The following is a 15,656-nucleotide window of genomic DNA, read 5'->3' on the forward strand; positions in this document are numbered from 1 at the left end:
GGCCCCAGGCCTGCACAGCCCCGCAGTGTAGGCGCTGGACTGCCACCGCAGGGCGGCAGGGGCTGCTGTGCCAGCGGCGGCTACCGGAGAGGGGCCGCAGGCCGCTCAGCTGCCCAGCTTGAGCGTGCCCTTCATGATGCTGTTGTGGCCGGGGAAGGAGCAGAAGTAGGTGTAGTCGGTGCCGGCTTTGAGCTTGGCCACCGGAATGTCCACCTGGGTGCTTTCACCGCCGCCGATCAGCTTGCTGTGGGCGATGACGCGCGCGTCCTGTGGCTTCACGTAGTCATTGGCCACGCCGGCGGCAATCCCGTCGGTGGCGACGGCTGCCACATCGCCCGGCACGGTCAGCACCAGGTTGTGGCCCATGGCAGTCTTGGGCAGCTTGCCCACGTGCTTGAGCGTGACCGAGAAGGTCTTGCAGGCGGCGGGCACGGACAGCGTCTTGACGTTGAACTGCATGGCGTCGTTGCTTTCCACGGTGGCGCTGCAGTCGGCCGCCAGCGCGGGCGCAGCGACAAAGGCCGTGGTGCAGGAGGCAATGGCGCACAGGGTGCGAAGAAGGGTCTTCATGGTGTATGCGGATAAGGGCCCTGGCGGCGGACCGCCGTGGCCGGAACAGAGGGCGGGTGGAGGGGCGCCACCCGGATCGGGTGCAGCCACCACACAGAATGGCTGCAGGGGCGGCTTACCTGGTGAGCGACTTGGCGCCGCGCACGGCCACCACTTCGATTTCCACCAGGTAGGCGGGGTTGGCCAGGGCCGCAATCTCGAATGCCGAGCGCGATGGCAGATGGGGTTGTTCGGCGGTGCCGAAGAACTGGGTGTAGCCCTTCATGAAGCCGGCAAAGTCCATCTTGTTGCCTTTGGCCGGATCCTTGACCAGGAAGACCTGCATCTTGATCACATCGGACATGGTCAGGCCCATGGACTTGAGCTGGGCGTCGATGCTCTTGAGCACGTTGACGGTCTGGCCTTCGGTGTCACCGCCGTAGGCTGCCGGGTCGTTGGCGGCCTTGCTCTTGTCCTGCATGGCAGGTACCTTGCCCGACAGATAGATCGTGCTGGCGCCGGGCGGCACTTCCACCGCGTTGGAGATGGGGAAGCTGGAGTTGGGTATCTTGTAGCGGATCAGCTCGGGGCTCTGGCTGGCGTTGGTGGCACAGCCGGCCAGCAGGGCTGCGGCGCTCAGGGTGGAAATGAACAGGGTGGTGCGCAAAGACATGCAAATACCTCAATCGATAGGGTCGGTGCCGAAGAGCGGCTCGGGAGTGAGAAAAGAAGCAGGGCTGCAGCGCAGTGCGGCCCTGCCGGGGGAGCGGTTTACTTGCGGAAAAGCTTCACGTCATCGGCTTTGACCGCGTCGGTGAACTGGTTGCCGAAATGCGTGCGCACGTAGTTCACCACCTCGGCCACCTGTTCGTCGTTCAGGCGGGCGGCAAAGCTGGGCATGCCGTGCAGGCCGTTCATCACCACGCCGACGGGGTAGGCGCCGGCCGCCAGCTTGGTGTTGCCGGCGAGGGCCGGGTAAAAGCCTGCGCCCTTGCTGCCCTGGCCTTGGGGCATGTGGCAGCCCTGGCAGATGGCCTGGTAGATCTTGTCGCCACCGCGCTGGGTGTTGATCTGGCGGCTGTCGGAGAACCCTGCCTGCAGCGCCGCCACCTCGGCGGCGGGGATGGCCATCACTTCGGTGGCCGTGCCGGTGGCAGGGGCCGCCAGTGCAGGCAGACTGCACAGGCCGGCCAGCAGCAGGGCGGCGGCGCTGAGACCACGGGAAGAATGCGTGTTGCTCATGGTGTTCAATTCCTTGTCGTGGGGGCGGCTCACAGGGCGGCAGCCTTGGCGTGCAGGCGCTGCACGGCGTTCAGCGACGACAGCACGGCACCTTCCTGCCAAGCAGGGATGAAGGAGATGTGTTCGCCTGCCAGCACCAGGCGGTTGTCGATCTGCGCCATGTTGTCGTAGTGCTGTTCGCGCAAGGTGTCGTTCCAGGCGCCAAAGCAGCCCTGTATCCAGCCCATGCGGTGCCAGGCCACGGAGACGCCGTTGCGGAATTCCTGCTTGTACTGGGGGTGGATCTGGCTGCCGTATTCCACGGCCAGGCGGATGCGTTCCTTGGGTGTCAGCGACGAGAAGCGGTAGGCATTGGTGTTCTCGAAAGCGTAGGCGCCCAGCAGCACGGCGGGGCCGGCGCTCATGTAGTCGTTGGAGGGGTAGGAGATCTGCTGGATGGGCAGGTCGGTGTTGGTGATGCCGCCGTAGATGCGTTCATCCTCCTCCCAGAAGCGGCGCTTGAATTCCAGGCCGATCTTCATGGAGCTGCCGTAGGGCAGGGCCTCGATGCCGGCGCGCATCGTGTCGCCGACCTGGATGTCCATCTGGGCGAGGATGGAGGCCGGAATCGTGCACACGCACCAGTCGGCCTGGACCTGCTGCGGCGCACCGTTGCGGGTGTAGCTGACGGTGACGGCCTTGTCGTTCTGCGCAATCTGGGTGACGCGGGCGTTGTACTGGATGGCCTGGCCCAGGTCCTTGGCCAGGGCTTTGGGCAGCATGTCCATGCCGCCATGGGGCTGGAAGATGGTGCTGTGGAATTCGGTCAGGTTGCCGGCGCCGATCTGCGACCACAGGTTCGACTGCAGGACGTCGTGCAGGGCGATGGGCTGGGAGGCCTTGGCGCGGTCCATCAGGCCGCCGCCCGGGTCGATGTCATAGCCGCGGTATTCGCTGGTGTGCAGGCTGGCGGCGTAGCGGTATTCCTTGTCCAGCGCGCCGTAGCTCTTCAGCGCGGCCAGCAGCTTTTCGGCATCTTCCTTGCGGATCACGGCATCCAGGGCGCCCTGGTTGGTGGCCTTGGCCAGCAGCTCCGACACATGGCCGCGGAAGTCGGTTGAGACATGGCGGAAGCGCTGGGGCTTGCCGCCAAACGCCTTGCTGCTGTGCACATAGGCGTTGTGGTTGACCTGGTTGAACACGTCCAGCTGGATGCCGTAGCGGCGGTACAGGTCCATCATGGCGTGGTGGTTGTGGGGAACACGCCAGGGGCCGGGGTTCAGGTAGTTGCCCTTGGCAAACCCCACGGTCTGCGTGGTGCCGTCCAGCTCTGTGAAGCTGTCGCCACCGCGCAGCGTCCAGGCGCGGCCGCCCGCGCGGTTCTGGTATTCCAGCACGGTGACCGTGTAGCCGGCGTTGCGCAGTTCCACGGCGGCCACCATGCCGGCCAGACCGGCGCCCAGCACCACCACGGAGGCCCCGGGCTTGGCCTTGCCCAGCTGGATGGGGCCGGTGTAGCTGGATTCGGCCGCATGGCCCAGGGAAGTCATGGCCTGATACATCACCGAGCCACCGGCCACCTGGCCAATCATCGAGAGCAGTTTCCGTCTGGTAAGTGGAGTTTTTTGTTCTGGCATAGGTCAGCTTGCTTTCTGTTGACGGCCGCGCGGGAAGTACGCAGACCGCCTTGGCTAGTGCAACTCGTATGCCAGCTTGGATAGATACAGAAAGCGCATGCAGCTATTAAATTTGCACCGCTATGGTTGTGGCGCGCACCAATGCCGTGATGCGAAAAGCTACTTTGGTGCAGCTTTGTGAACCAGTGTATGAACTTGTTAATTGATGTGTTTTTGGTCGAGCCGTGCCGCGTTGCGCTGCCTGCGCGGGGCGCAAAAAAGCCCGCTCGGAAGCGGGCTGGTGGTGGGATGCGGCTACGGCCCCAGGACCTGCAGCGAGCGCTGCAAGCAGCGGTGGTTCACGCGGAAGGGTGGCTGCTGGAGCGGGCAGCGTCTTCCAGCCGGTCCACTGTGCGCAAGGGCTCGAACACCCGCATCCAGGTGCCCACCACCCCCAGCGTGCACAGGCTGCCGGCAATGGCCGCCGGCACGGCACCAATGGCCGATGCCATGGCACCGGCGCGGAACTCGCCCAGCTCGTTGCTGGAGCTGATGAACAGCATGTTCACCGCATTCACCCGGCCGCGCATGGCGTCGGGCGTGGAGAATTGCACCAGGGCCGAGCGGATGTAAACGCTGACCATGTCCGCAGCACCAGCCACCGCCAGGCAGGCCAGCGACAGCCAGAACCAGTGCGACAGCGAGAAGATCAGGTTGGCCATGCCAAACACGGCCACGGCCGCAAACATCACCTTGCCCACATGGCGCTGGATGGGGCGGGTGCTGAGCCACAGGCCCATGGCCACCTCGCCCACGGCCATCGATGAGCGCAGCATGCCCAGCCCTTCGGGACCGGTGTGCAGCATTTCCTTGGCATACACCGGCAGCAGCGCCACCACGCCGCCCAGCAGCACGGCAAACAGATCCAGCGAGATGGTGCCCAGCACGATGGGACGGCTGCGGATGAAGCGGATGCCTTCTGCGGCGCGCTGCCACATCGTGCCTTCCAGCGGCTGGCGTGGCGCCGCGTAGCGCACGGGCACCACCGCCAGCAGCAGCACGCCCAGCACCAGGGCGACGGCACACACAGCATAGGTCAACTCGCCGCCACCCAGGCCATACAGCAGGCCGCCCAGCATGGGGGCGGCAATGGCCGAGGTGCGCATCAGCATGCTGTTGGTCGCCAGGGCCTGGGCCAGGTGTTCGCGCGGCACGATCTGGGGCAGCAGGCTTTGCATGGCCGGGCTGGTGAAGGCGCGGCTGCAGCCAAACAGCACCAGCACGGCGTAGATGCCGCCCACCCCATGTTCGCCCAGCGTGGTCAGCCACAGCAGCAGACCGGCGCACAAGGCTGCCACGCTCCAGCTGACGGCCAGGATGCGCTTGCGGCTCATGCGGTCGCTCAGATCCCCGGCAGGCACCAGCAGCAGCAGCATGGGCAGGAACTGCGCCAGTCCCACCAGGGCCAGCGACAGCGGATCGCGGGTGATGTCATAGACCTGCCAGGCCACGACGATGGCCTGCATCTGCTGGGCGAAGAAGCCCAGCATGCGGGCAGCGAGAAAGGGAACAAAGCCCGGCTGGCGCAGCGCGCTGCCGTGCACCGGGGTGGGGGCGGTAGAAGACAAGGGGAGACCCGTCGAGGAAGGCACAAGCGCTGCATTCTGGCGCATCTGTCTGCACCATGCCGCCACCTGCGCGTCATGCCAGGTGCATGCCATGGCCGACAATGCGCGGCTTGCAAGGGGGATAGGCATGGTCAAGGGTGTGCTGGCATCGGTGCTGGCTTCAGTGATGTTCGGGCTGCTGTATGCCATGGCGCCCTGGCTGGCTCCGCTGGACGGCGAGCAGATCTTTGGCTGGCGCGTGGTGGTCACCTTGCCGTTCACCACGGCACTGCTGTGGCTGCTGCAGGAGCAGGGACAGTTGAAGGCGATGGTCGCCCGGGTGCGCGCCCAGCCGTCGCTGGTGCTGGGGCTGCTGGCCAGCGCTGCATTGCTGGGGGTGCAGCTGTGGCTTTTCATGTGGGCACCATTGCACGGCAAGGCCCTGCCGGTGTCGCTGGGCTATTTTCTGCTGCCGCTGATCCTGGTGCTGGCAGGGCGCTTGCTGTTTCAGGAACGCCTGACCCGTCCGCAGATGCTGGCTGCGGTGCTGGCCAGTCTGGGCGTGGCGTGGGAGCTGTGGCGCGCGGGCGGGCTGGCGCTGGAAACGGGGATCGTCTGCCTGGGCTACCCGGTCTATTTTGCGCTGCGCCGCAAGCTGGGCACAGACAACCTGGGCGGGCATTGGCTGGACATGGCGCTGCTGGTGCCGGCCGCGCTGTGGTTCATGGCCCGTGCGCCGTCGGGCCTGCTGGTGTGGCAGTCTGCATCGCATCTGCAGGCCATGCTGCCGCTGCTGGGGGTGGTCAGTGCGGCCGGTCTGGCGCTGTACATGCTGGCCAGTCGCTGGCTGCCCATGGGCTTGTTCGGTTTGCTGTCCTATGTGGAGCCGGCGCTGCTGGCCCTGGTGGCGCTGTTGCTGGGTGAGCAGCTGGCGCCCGGGCAGCAGCCGCTGTATATCGCCATCTTTGCGGCGGTGGCGGTGCTGGTGGTGGAAGCGGTGGTACAGCTGCGGCAGGAGCGCCTCCGGAAAGTGGTGTAGACACGGCCGTTCTTGCACGCTGGGTCGAAGGGGCGGCCTGCCGGGCCGGTGGCATCGCGTGCCGGATGTGATGAAAAAACGGGCAATGGCGCCAAAGCCATGCTGGGCGTGGCCTGGGCCGGTTTACAGGCAAGTTATCCACAAGGGCGCCCACACGCAGTGGGCATAAGTCCGGGCAGCGCCTTGGAGGGGCGAGCGCTGTGGGCAGGTGCGTTCTGCCTCGGTGATTTTTCTGGACCGGTGCGCTTGGTGCCTGGCGGCAGTCCCAGCAGCATTGGCATCCGCAGTCGCCGGCGGTGAAACGCCATGGATCGGTACCGGAAACCGTTCGGCGGGAATGTAGGAAAGTGAGGGCGATCTGGCGCTGGCAGTCTGACTTCCCGATCATGCTGACTATTCCTACATGTCCATGGGGTGGGCTATTGAACAATCAATTCCATAGCAAAGGCGTTTTCGACATACCGCGCTCAACCGATACAACGACAGAGGCAGACCATCATGACAATGCAATACATCGGCGCACTCCTGGGTCGTGAAGCCGTCATCGACTTCCCTGAAAGCACTGCCGAAGTCCGTTACACCGTGCGGGGGGATCTGCACTGGAGGGTGCGCGACAAGAACGGTAACATCACGCAAGGGCATGAACGCCTGAGCTATCTGCAACTGTCCGACACGCTGCACTTCCTGAACTGGATCGAAAAGACCGGTTTCACCGTGAGCCAGCTCATCGATACCGAAAACGGCACGGTCAAGGCATTCTGGTCCTATGCCGACGACCAGAGCGAGCGTGGCCACCGCGCTTCCATGTTTGTGGACGGCAAGTTCCGTTTCAACTGATAGCGGGTTGCCCCGCTGGTGGGCGGGGCCGGGAGCTGAATTCCCGCAGGCCAGGCGGATGCACGCTGCGTTCTTTGCCGCCGGGGGAGCAGACAGGAGAGAGGGAAATTGAAATCGGGGTTATGGCTGCCTACCGTGCAGCCGTTTTTTTGTCTGCGTGTGGTCGGTGTTTTGTTTGCGTGCTGTCTGTCTGCCGCCCCGCTGTCAACGTTCCGGCCGTGATGTCTCGTCACCGGGCCTGTGAACCTGGTGCACACCCATGCCGAACCTCGGCAAAAAGCTGTGCCCAAAGAAAAGCCATGCAGGGGCACTGCATGGCTTTTGAGAGGGCTGCGATGGCGACGCAGGCCGCTGGATGGCGGCGCGTGCGGATCCGTAGTCAGCGTGGTTTGACGATTTCCGACTCCACCACCATGTCCAGCACATAGACATAGCGCGAGGCATCGGCCGGAACCTGCTTGCGTTCGTAGCGTTGCACGCGCAGCACGTTACGCACACCGGGTTCATGGCGGTAGCCTTCGATCTCGGTATAGAACAGCTGCCAGGGGCCGACTTCGGTCTTCAGGCCGCGACTGTCGTACTGGACCGAGCGCACCTTGAGGCACTGCATGGGGGCCACGCCGCTGCAGGCTTCACGTTGCGGTGCCACTTCCAGGAACTCGCGCACGCCTTCGCTGCCGTACAGCGTGGCGGGCGTGGGCTTGCCCTGCAGCTCCCAGCGACCGCCGTCCTTGAAGGTCAGGGTCAGCGTGGGGGCGGCAGGACCTTCGGCCGTACGCAGCTGCCAGCTGTCGAGCTGGGCCAGGCGCTGTGCCACGCGTTGCTCCAGTTCCATCAGCGAACGGTTGTTGCAGGCGCGCATGGTGGACACCAGCTGTTCCACCAGGATGCGGTTGCCGTCCAGCGTGTAGCGGCCGGCCAGCTGGTTGCACAGGTTGTGCACGCTCAACATGCCTTCGCTGGTGAAGTCCAGCTGCACATCCTTGCCTTCCACGCCCGGGCCGCTGGGCCTCCAGCCTGCCTGCTCCGCGCCCTGGGCCGTGCTGGCGCGCTGCAGCAGCCAGTGGTGGCCGCTCAGAATGCGGGCGGCGGAGGGCGCTTGCGATGGAGCAGGACGGGTTTGTGTCACAGGAGAAGCGGAGGAAGATGAAGCCAAGGGCTGGGCGCAACCGGCCAGCAGACCCAGGCACAGGCTTGCGACCGCGACAGGTTGCCATGGGGCGCGCAGCGCATGGGAAGAGGGTGTCAAATGTTTCACAGTGATGGGACAGGGTGAATGGACGGAAGTTCAGTCTCGTAGGCGGTTTGGTGCCGCAGCGTCGCAGCAGCCGCCCTTGCTGTGTCAGACGATATCGTGATCTTCGCCCAGTCGTGTATCTGGTTTGTGCGTGTATTCCACGTAAATGGCAAACAAATGTATTGCGGCGGATGGCGCACATGGAGGGAACCTTGCGTGCCATCGGCCCTCCTGTCTGGGCGCCATCGTGGGCGAGATAAAATGGCCTGCCTGGAGCGTGTGATGGCCTCTCGTGGCCGGGTTGCAGCGTGGAGCCTTCTGGAAGTCCTGTGCAGCCAACTCACCGCAGGTTTGCATGCATACCGCATGCAGCGCGATATGGAGTGCATGGGGTGCGGATGAGAGCAACTGGGCAAATACAAGGGCCCGCAGCCAAGGCGGGATGGGTAATGGCCATGGCGACAGCCGCCATGCTGGCAGGGTGCGGGGGCAGCTCCACGCTGCAGACGCTGCCGCCGCAGGAGAGCTTCACGTCGGCTGCCACCTTCTCCCGCATGTTCGATGCGCGGGCCGAGCAGACCTGCGAAGCGGCGCGGCGCGCCTTGCTGAGCCAGGGCTACATCATCGACACCAGCCGCAAGGACCTGGTGGAAGGCAACAAGAACTTCCAGCCCGAGGCAGAACGCCATCTGCAGATGCACATCCGTGTGGTGTGCGCTGCCGAGTCGGCCGATGGCAAGCTGAGCGTGGGTTTTGTCACCGCCTTGCAAGACACCTACGCCCTGCGCAAGGCCAGCAATTCGGCCAGCGTGGGGGTCAGTGCACTGGGCTCGCTGTCGCTGCCGTTCTCGGCGGGGCACGACTCCATGATCAAGGTCGGCAGTGAAACTATCCAGTCGGAGCGTTTCTACGAGAGCTTTTTCGAGTTGATGCGGCGCTATCTGCTGGTGGACGTGGCAGATGGAACGCTCTCCTCTGTCGAATCGGCCAGTTCGAAAAAACCTTGACACCTGGCGCGCGCGCCGCCGCTGTGCACCATCCTGCTGCAGACAATGCGGCGGGATAAGTTGAAAAAATCTTTTCAGGTCGGCGCATCTTGCCTGTGCCGGCAACGCGGTGACTGCCGTTGCAGGCACAGGCTCCGCTGAGTGGCTTCGGTTGCTTTCGAAGGGAGACCCTCCTTCGTGCGCGCAGGCCGACGGCGATGGGCCACGGTACCCTCCTTGTCCGTGGTGCCGGTGGAAAAGCAGGGCGCTGTCAGGCAGCCAGGAACAAGGCCGGGTCCACCATGGTGCGGTTCAGCATCACGCCCCAGTGCAGGTGCGGGCCCGTCACGCGGCCGGTGGCGCCCACCTGGCAGAAGCGATCGCCGGTGCGCAGCACATCGCCGACCTTGCAGTCGGTGCGGCTCAGGTGGCAGTACATGCTCAGCAGGCCGGCACCGTGGTCCAGCCACACGGTACCTCCGTTGAAGAAGTAGTCGCCCACATCCACCACCGTGCCGAGCAACGGTGCCACGATGGGCGTGCCCGTGGCGGCCGCAATGTCCATGCCGCTGTGGGGATTGCGTGCCTGGCCGTTGAAGATGCGGCGCAGGCCAAAGCTGCTGCTGCGCCGGCCGGGCACGGGCTGCTGCATGCGCAGTGGCCCCAGATCGGGCGGCGGGGCGCTGAAACGCTCCATGATGGTCTGCTGGTGGGCGCGTTCGCGCTCGTGGCGGGCCAGATCGTCGGGCGCCAGGTCCACGGTCTTGGGGGAGACCTTCAACCGCTGCTCGGTGTATTTCTTGTCCTGCACCTGGTAGCGCAGTGTGCGCTCACGTGCGCCGTCCTGCACCTGCACCGTATGGGAGCCAGGTTTGGTGGACAGGGGGATGCCCACCACCGCCGTCCACTCGATCATGTCGCCCAGCACGAGCACCGGCACATCGCCGGAGCGTACCTGGGGGCGTTGGGGGGCCGGGCCCAGTGACAGGCGTGCCACGCCGCCGGGGACGCGGCTGTCCTGGGGCCACAGTCCATTGTCAGCGGCAGCCAGGGTGGGAAAAGGGAGTGCGGCCAGCGCACCCATGCCCGCCAGGGCTTGCATGGCACGGCGGCGGGAGGGAAGGTGGCTGAAATGGAGCGGTGCAGCAGACATGCGGTGGTGCAGGACGTAATGTGGGGAGGGATGTGGGCATTGTGAAGCGCGCCCGGCGTGGCTGCAGCAATTCCTGGCGCAGCCATGGGGTTGGGCAGGTGGTCGGGGCTGCGGATGGCATGCGCTGGCAATAGTGGATGGCGCAAGCTGCCGCCACCGTCTGTCAACGGGAATATGGTCTGGAACGTTGAGCTAACACAAGCAGGCCGGCATTTGAACGGCCTGCTGCTTTTTCTGCCGCTTTTGCGCACTCCCTATCCATGTCCTCCAGAAATGCCTGGCTTGACCAGGCCAAAGGGTTCGCCTGCCTGCTGATCGTTTGCCACCATCTGGCCTTCTATGGGCCGATGTCGGATGTGGTCAAGCCGGTGGCGACCCTGTTGATGGACTGGCTGTTCGACTATGCGCGCATGGCGGTGCAGGTGTTCCTGGTGCTGGGCGGCTACCTGGCCGCAGCCGGTCTGGCACCGCAGGGGTTGACGCGCCATGCCCAGCTGCTTCCGTTGCTGGGCAAGCGCTTTGTGCGCCTGGTGCTGCCTTTTGCCGCAGCGCTGGCTGTGACCATTCTGCTCACAGAGCTGGTGCGCAACATGGGGTTCGAACACGATTCCATGTCGGCCGCCCCCTCCTGGGCCCAGCTGCTGGCCCACCTGTTCCTGCTGCATGGCGTGGGGGGCTGGGAGTCCCTGTCTGCAGGCGTCTGGTATGTGGCCATCGACTTCCAGCTCTACGCCGCTGCCGCGCTGTGGATCTGGGCCTGCCACCGCCTGGCACAGGCGCCGTTGGCCGCCAAATCTGCCGCGAAGGGCGGTGCCGCAGCGGTGCCAGCTGCCAGCCGCTGGCCGCTGACCCTGGTGCAGGCCGGCATCGTGGTGCTGGTGGCGGCATCGCTGTGGGACTGGAATCTGGACAGCGGTCTGGACAACTGGGCCATCTATTTCTTTGGTGCCTACGGTCTGGGCATGATGGCCTGGTGGGCAGCACACAGCCCGCGCCCCATGGGCCGCTGGGTCTGGGCGGCGGCCATGCTGGTGCTGGGCGCTGTGGCGCTGTGGATCGAATGGCGCACCCGCATTGCCCTGGCGCTGACCACGGCCCTGGTGCTGGCGCTGGCCGGAGCGGTGTCCTGGTCTGATCGCCTGCTGCAATGGCGCTGGTCCCCGCTGCAGCAGCTGGGCCAGATGTCGTACTCCGTGTTCCTGATCCACTTCAGCATCTGCCTGCTGGTGAATGCCGTGTGGCACATGCTGTGGCCCGAAGGCGCGTTCATCAACAGTATCGGGCTGGTGCTGGCGGTGGGCCTGTCGGTGGCTGCCGGCCATCTGCTCTACCGCTATGTGGAAACCCAGAGTGCCAGCTGGCTGGAACTGCTGCGCTGGCAGGCCGGCACCATGGGGGTGGGTGCAGCCGTGGCGCTGAACCTGATCTGAAGCCGGTGCACACCCGGCGGTCGGTACGGACCTGCCAACTTTCCAATCGATACGCTGGGCAGAGCATGCCGACCACATGGCGTGGCGCCCGCAAGGCCGGTGCTGCCGGGCGGGTGTGCCGCACGCGGGCTTGTTGATCTGGCGCAGAGGCTTTGCATTCCCCCGTGGCACTGGTACTGCGGCGGGCAGCAGGCTTTTTATGATGGGGCAGTGCTTTTTGAAAGGATGGGTTGCCCCATGCAGATGTTCCAGATCGTGGTGATTGGCGCCGGCGAGACCGGTACCCCTTTGTTGCAGCAGTTGTTGAATGCACCGTTTGTGCAGGTGCGCGGTGTGGCCGACCTGGACCTGAACCAGCCCGGTATCGCCCTGGCGCGCCAGCACGGCGTGCATGTCACCACCAATTTCATGGAGCTGGTGGACCACACGGTGGACATCATCATCGATGTCTCCGGTGCGCCCAGCGTGCGTGAGATCCTGCGCAGCAACATGGTGGACACGGACAACACCCACACCCTGATCGTGCACGAATCGATTGCGATGCTGATGATGTCGCTGTCTGCCGGCCGCCTGGTGGCCAGCAAGCACGGGAATATGGAATACGCCTGAAATTGGCGTGCCGTGCCGGTTGTCGGTGCACCGGATGCATCCGCTACCATCCGCCACCATCGAAAAGGACTGCCTGGGCAGTCCTTTTTGCTTGGCGGTCTGCCGCCAGTTCGCGTGTGCGCCGCGCACTGCCTGGTTCACCCCAGAAAAAAGGCTGCCGGATGGCAGCCTTTCAGGCAGGCGCGGGGGCGCTTACTTGCCCCAGGAGTCCTTCAGGCCGGTGATCTTGTTGAACACCGGGTGGGCCGCGCTGTGGTCCTTGCGGTCGGCCACAAAGTAGCCAAAGCGCTCGAACTGGAATTTGTCGTCGGGCTGGGCCGCCTTGAGCGAAGGTTCCACATAGGCGGTCACGACCTTGAGGCTGTCGGGGTTCAGCAGGGCCAGATAGTCCTTGCCGCCGGCATCGGGCTGGGCATCGGTGAACAGGCGGTCGTACAGACGCACTTCCGCTTGCAGCCCGTCCTGCACGCCCACCCAGGTGATGGCCGCCTTGACCTTGACGCTGTCGGCGCCGGGGGTGCCGCTCTTGGTGTCGGGCACCACGGTGGCCAGCACCTTGGTCACGTTGCCGTCGGCGTCCTTCTCGGCACCGGTGCATTCGATCACGTAGCCGCCCTTCAGGCGCACCTTGTTGCCGGGGAACAGGCGCTTGTAGCCCTTGGGGGGAACTTCGGCAAAGTCTTCGCGCTCGATCCAGACCTCGCGGCCCAGGGTGAAGTGGCGGTCCGGTGCCGTGACCGGCTCGTCGCCGTGGTGGGGCAGGGCCGGCAGTTGGCACTGTTCCAGATGGTCGGCACTGCCAAACACCTCGGCCCAGTTGGTGAGCTCCAGCTTGACAGGGTCCAGCACCACCATGGCGCGGTGGGCCTGGTTCTCGAGGTCTTCGCGCAGGCAGCCGTCCAGTGTGGCGTAGTCGATCCAGCTGTAGTCCTTGGTCACGCCGATGCGTTCGCAGAAATTGCGGATGGACGCAGGGGTGTAGCCCCGGCGGCGCAAGCCGACGATGGTGGGCATGCGGGGGTCGTCCCAGCCGGTCAGCGTACCGCTGTCCACCAGGTGCTTGAGCTTGCGCTTGCTGGTGACCACATAGGTCAGGTTCAGGCGGGCGAACTCATACTGGCGCGGCTGGGGGGCATCGATCAGGCCGCCGGCGCGCAGGTGGTCCAGCAGCCAGTCGTAGAACGGGCGCTGGTCTTCGAACTCCAGGGTGCAGATGGAGTGGGTGATGTGCTCGTACGCATCCTCGATCGGGTGGGCGAACGTGTACATCGGGTAGATGCACCACTGGTTGCCGGTGTTGTGGTGCTCGGCATGGCGCACGCGGTAGATCGCTGGGTCACGCAGATTGATGTTGGGGGCGGCCATATCGATCTTGGCGCGCAGCACGGCTGCGCCATCGGCCAGCTTGCCGGCCTTCATGTCGGCAAAGCGGGCCAGGTTGTCGGCCACGCTGCGGTCGCGGAACGGGCTGTTCACGCCGGGGCGGGTGAAGTCGCCGCGGTTGGCCTTCATGTCCTCGGCCGATTGCTCGTCCACATAGGCCAGGCCCTGCTCGATCAGGTACACGGCGCAGCGGTACATGAAGTCGAAATAGTTGCTGGCGAAGTACAGATTGCTGTTGCCCTGGGGGTCCTTCCAGTCAAAGCCCAGCCACTGGACGGCATCCTTGATGCTGTCCACATATTCCTGGTCTTCTTTTTCCGGGTTGGTGTCGTCAAAGCGCAGGTGGCACACGCCGCCAAAGTCGCGTGCCAGACCAAAGTTCAGGCAGATGGACTTGGCGTGGCCCACGTGCAGATAGCCGTTGGGCTCGGGCGGGAAGCGGGTGCGGATCTTGGCCTCGTCCACCTGGCCTTGCTGGTGGTGCTGCGCATCGCCCGGCGTGCCACCCCAGTGGCGCTGGGCGTAGGTGCCTTTTTCCAGGTCGGCTTCGATGATTTGGCGCAGGAAGTTGGTGGGTTTGACCACTTCCGGCGCATTGCTGGTGGTATTGACGGGGGTGCTCATAGGGGCGTCATTGTAGGCGGCTGGCCGCCACTGCAGCGTTGCCTGCGCGCCATGCCCGGGTCTGCACAAGGGCGCGGGGTGGTGTGACTGGTGCCTCCAACGTCAAGAAACGTTAAGTCACAAAAGTAGCAGGAATGCTGACATCCAAAAACAGGCCTGCCACGTTAAATCTGCAAGCAGGGTGTGTGGCCTGTGCCGCAGCCACCCTTCCTCCCCCGCAGAACGAGGAGATACAACATATGTGGAAAAATCCCATCCCCGCCCTGATCGTCGCTGCCGCCGCATTGGCTGGCTCGGTGGGCACGGCCCAGGCCGGTGGCAATATCAGCTGGTCTGTGGGCATCAATGCCGGTCCCCCCGTGGTCTATGGCCCGCCGCCCGTCTACATGGCGCCGCAACCGGTGTATGTGGCACCGCCGCCGCGCTATTACGCACCGCCGCCGCGCGTGGTGTATGCACCGCCGCCCGTCATGCTGTGGGCGCCGCCGCCTCCACCCCCCCGCGGCTGGCACCACCACCGCCACCACGACCGCGGTTATGACCGGGGTTACCGTGGCCATGGCCACGATTACCGCCGCTGAGCTTCAGAAAATTTCCGTTCCCGTCGCCTACTGATACACCGGGTGGCGGGGCCGGGCCGTTTTTGTATCTGGCCCCATGCCTGCGATCGCCGGCATGGGGTTTGTTTTTGGCTGCGCCGCATGGCTTGCGCACAGCGCCAGGTTGGCTGCAGATACAGACAAACTAGGGTTTATGCCTAGAGTTGGTGGCGGTCGCGGCTGCTTCGCCGTCGAAGTGTCCGCAATTGTCGAAAAACTGTCATCACCAGCACCGATCGCCCTGGAGTGGCGCCGCATAATCGGCGGCAGTCGCTGGAGTGTTTGCATGCAAAAAACCGTCTTTGTTCTCAATGGCCCCAATCTGAACCTGCTGGGCACACGGGAACCTGCCATCTATGGTGCTGACACCTTGGCCGATGTGCAGGCCTTGTGCGAGGCCGCCTGTGCCCGCCATGGCCTGGCATTGCGCTTTCACCAAAGCAACCACGAAGGCCAGCTGATCGACTGGATCCACGAAGCCGGCCGCCTGCATGCGCAAGGCCAGCTGGCGGGCCTGGTGTTCAACGCCGGGGCCTTCACCCACACCAGCGTGGCGTTGATGGATGCCGTCAAGGGCACGGGCGTGGCGCTGCTGGAGCTGCACATCACCAACGTGTTTGCGCGCGAGGCCTTCCGCCACCACTCCTATCTGTCGCCGGTGGCACGCGCGGTGGTGTGCGGCCTGGGCGTGCAGGGCTATGCGCTGGCCATCGATGCCGTGGCCCAGTGGTCCGCAGCAGGCTGAACCTCCTGATCCGAATCCCCC

The 15,656-nt window shown here is 64.8% G+C and carries 15 protein-coding genes; 7 read left to right on the plus strand and 8 right to left on the minus strand.

Annotation, left to right across the window (positions count from 1 at the left end):
• Positions 1 to 105 precede the first annotated feature (105 nt).
• The 5 genes from azu to KW830_RS20850 form a co-directional block, all read right to left on the minus strand.
• On the minus strand, positions 106 to 570 hold the full coding sequence (gene azu, locus KW830_RS20830; protein WP_192334379.1) for an azurin: 465 nt from the start codon (positions 568 to 570) through the stop codon (positions 106 to 108).
• Between the two features lie 115 nt (positions 571 to 685).
• Positions 686 to 1,222: a RidA family protein gene (locus KW830_RS20835; protein WP_218334288.1), complete on the minus strand. Its 537-nt coding sequence runs from the start codon at positions 1,220 to 1,222 to the stop codon at positions 686 to 688.
• A 98-nt stretch (positions 1,223 to 1,320) separates the two neighbouring features.
• A complete protein-coding gene (locus KW830_RS20840; RefSeq protein WP_218334289.1) occupies positions 1,321 to 1,791 on the minus strand; it encodes a cytochrome c in 471 nt (156 codons plus the stop codon).
• 29 nt (positions 1,792 to 1,820) lie between these two features.
• Positions 1,821 to 3,407, minus strand: a complete 1,587-nt coding sequence (locus KW830_RS20845; protein WP_218334290.1) for a flavin monoamine oxidase family protein — start codon at positions 3,405 to 3,407, stop codon at positions 1,821 to 1,823.
• A 338-nt stretch (positions 3,408 to 3,745) separates the two neighbouring features.
• Complete coding sequence (locus KW830_RS20850; RefSeq protein ID WP_218334291.1) at positions 3,746 to 5,059, minus strand: MFS transporter; 1,314 nt, start codon at positions 5,057 to 5,059, stop codon at positions 3,746 to 3,748.
• Positions 5,060 to 5,141: 82 nt separating this feature from the next.
• Here KW830_RS20850 and rarD point away from each other — a divergent pair, with 82 nt between their 5' ends.
• Entirely contained in the window at positions 5,142 to 6,032 is an 891-nt protein-coding gene (gene rarD / locus KW830_RS20855) for an EamA family transporter RarD (RefSeq protein ID WP_192334385.1), read from the plus strand.
• Positions 6,033 to 6,530: 498 nt separating this feature from the next.
• On the plus strand, positions 6,531 to 6,869 hold the full coding sequence (locus KW830_RS20860; protein ID WP_066538981.1) for a hypothetical protein: 339 nt from the start codon (positions 6,531 to 6,533) through the stop codon (positions 6,867 to 6,869).
• A gap of 379 nt (positions 6,870 to 7,248) precedes the next feature.
• Here the strand turns inward: KW830_RS20860 and KW830_RS20865 are convergent, their stop codons facing one another.
• Positions 7,249 to 7,998, minus strand: a complete 750-nt coding sequence (locus KW830_RS20865) for a DUF4377 domain-containing protein (RefSeq protein WP_370551345.1) — start codon at positions 7,996 to 7,998, stop codon at positions 7,249 to 7,251.
• Positions 7,999 to 8,561: 563 nt separating this feature from the next.
• Here KW830_RS20865 and KW830_RS20870 point away from each other — a divergent pair.
• Positions 8,562 to 9,113, plus strand: coding sequence for a DUF2242 domain-containing protein (locus KW830_RS20870; protein WP_370626167.1), 552 nt, complete (start codon positions 8,562 to 8,564; stop codon positions 9,111 to 9,113).
• 250 nt (positions 9,114 to 9,363) lie between these two features.
• On the opposite strand, the gene KW830_RS20875 is transcribed toward KW830_RS20870, so the two are convergent.
• Positions 9,364 to 10,245 (minus strand): M23 family metallopeptidase, encoded by an 882-nt coding sequence (locus KW830_RS20875; protein WP_066538975.1) that lies wholly within the window; start codon positions 10,243 to 10,245, stop codon positions 9,364 to 9,366.
• Between the two features lie 260 nt (positions 10,246 to 10,505).
• Between KW830_RS20875 and KW830_RS20880 the strand changes: the two genes are divergently transcribed.
• On the plus strand, positions 10,506 to 11,675 hold the full coding sequence (locus KW830_RS20880) for an acyltransferase (protein WP_218334293.1): 1,170 nt from the start codon (positions 10,506 to 10,508) through the stop codon (positions 11,673 to 11,675).
• Positions 11,676 to 11,912: 237 nt separating this feature from the next.
• Entirely contained in the window at positions 11,913 to 12,284 is a 372-nt protein-coding gene (locus tag KW830_RS20885; RefSeq protein WP_192334389.1) for an oxidoreductase, read from the plus strand.
• 192 nt (positions 12,285 to 12,476) lie between these two features.
• Here the strand turns inward: KW830_RS20885 and KW830_RS20890 are convergent, their stop codons facing one another.
• Complete coding sequence (locus KW830_RS20890; RefSeq protein WP_218334294.1) at positions 12,477 to 14,291, minus strand: glutamine--tRNA ligase/YqeY domain fusion protein; 1,815 nt, start codon at positions 14,289 to 14,291, stop codon at positions 12,477 to 12,479.
• A gap of 239 nt (positions 14,292 to 14,530) precedes the next feature.
• Between KW830_RS20890 and KW830_RS20895 the strand changes: the two genes are divergently transcribed.
• Positions 14,531 to 14,872 carry a hypothetical protein gene (locus tag KW830_RS20895; RefSeq protein WP_066538967.1) on the plus strand — a complete coding sequence of 114 codons (342 nt, stop codon included), beginning with the start codon at positions 14,531 to 14,533 and terminating at the stop codon, positions 14,870 to 14,872.
• 304 nt (positions 14,873 to 15,176) lie between these two features.
• A complete protein-coding gene (gene aroQ / locus KW830_RS20900) occupies positions 15,177 to 15,635 on the plus strand; it encodes a type II 3-dehydroquinate dehydratase (protein ID WP_066538965.1) in 459 nt (152 codons plus the stop codon).
• Positions 15,636 to 15,656: the final 21 nt, after the last annotated feature.

The organism is Comamonas sp. CMM03, assembly GCF_019218715.1.
Taxonomy (GTDB): Bacteria; Pseudomonadota; Gammaproteobacteria; order Burkholderiales; family Burkholderiaceae_C; genus Comamonas; species Comamonas terrigena.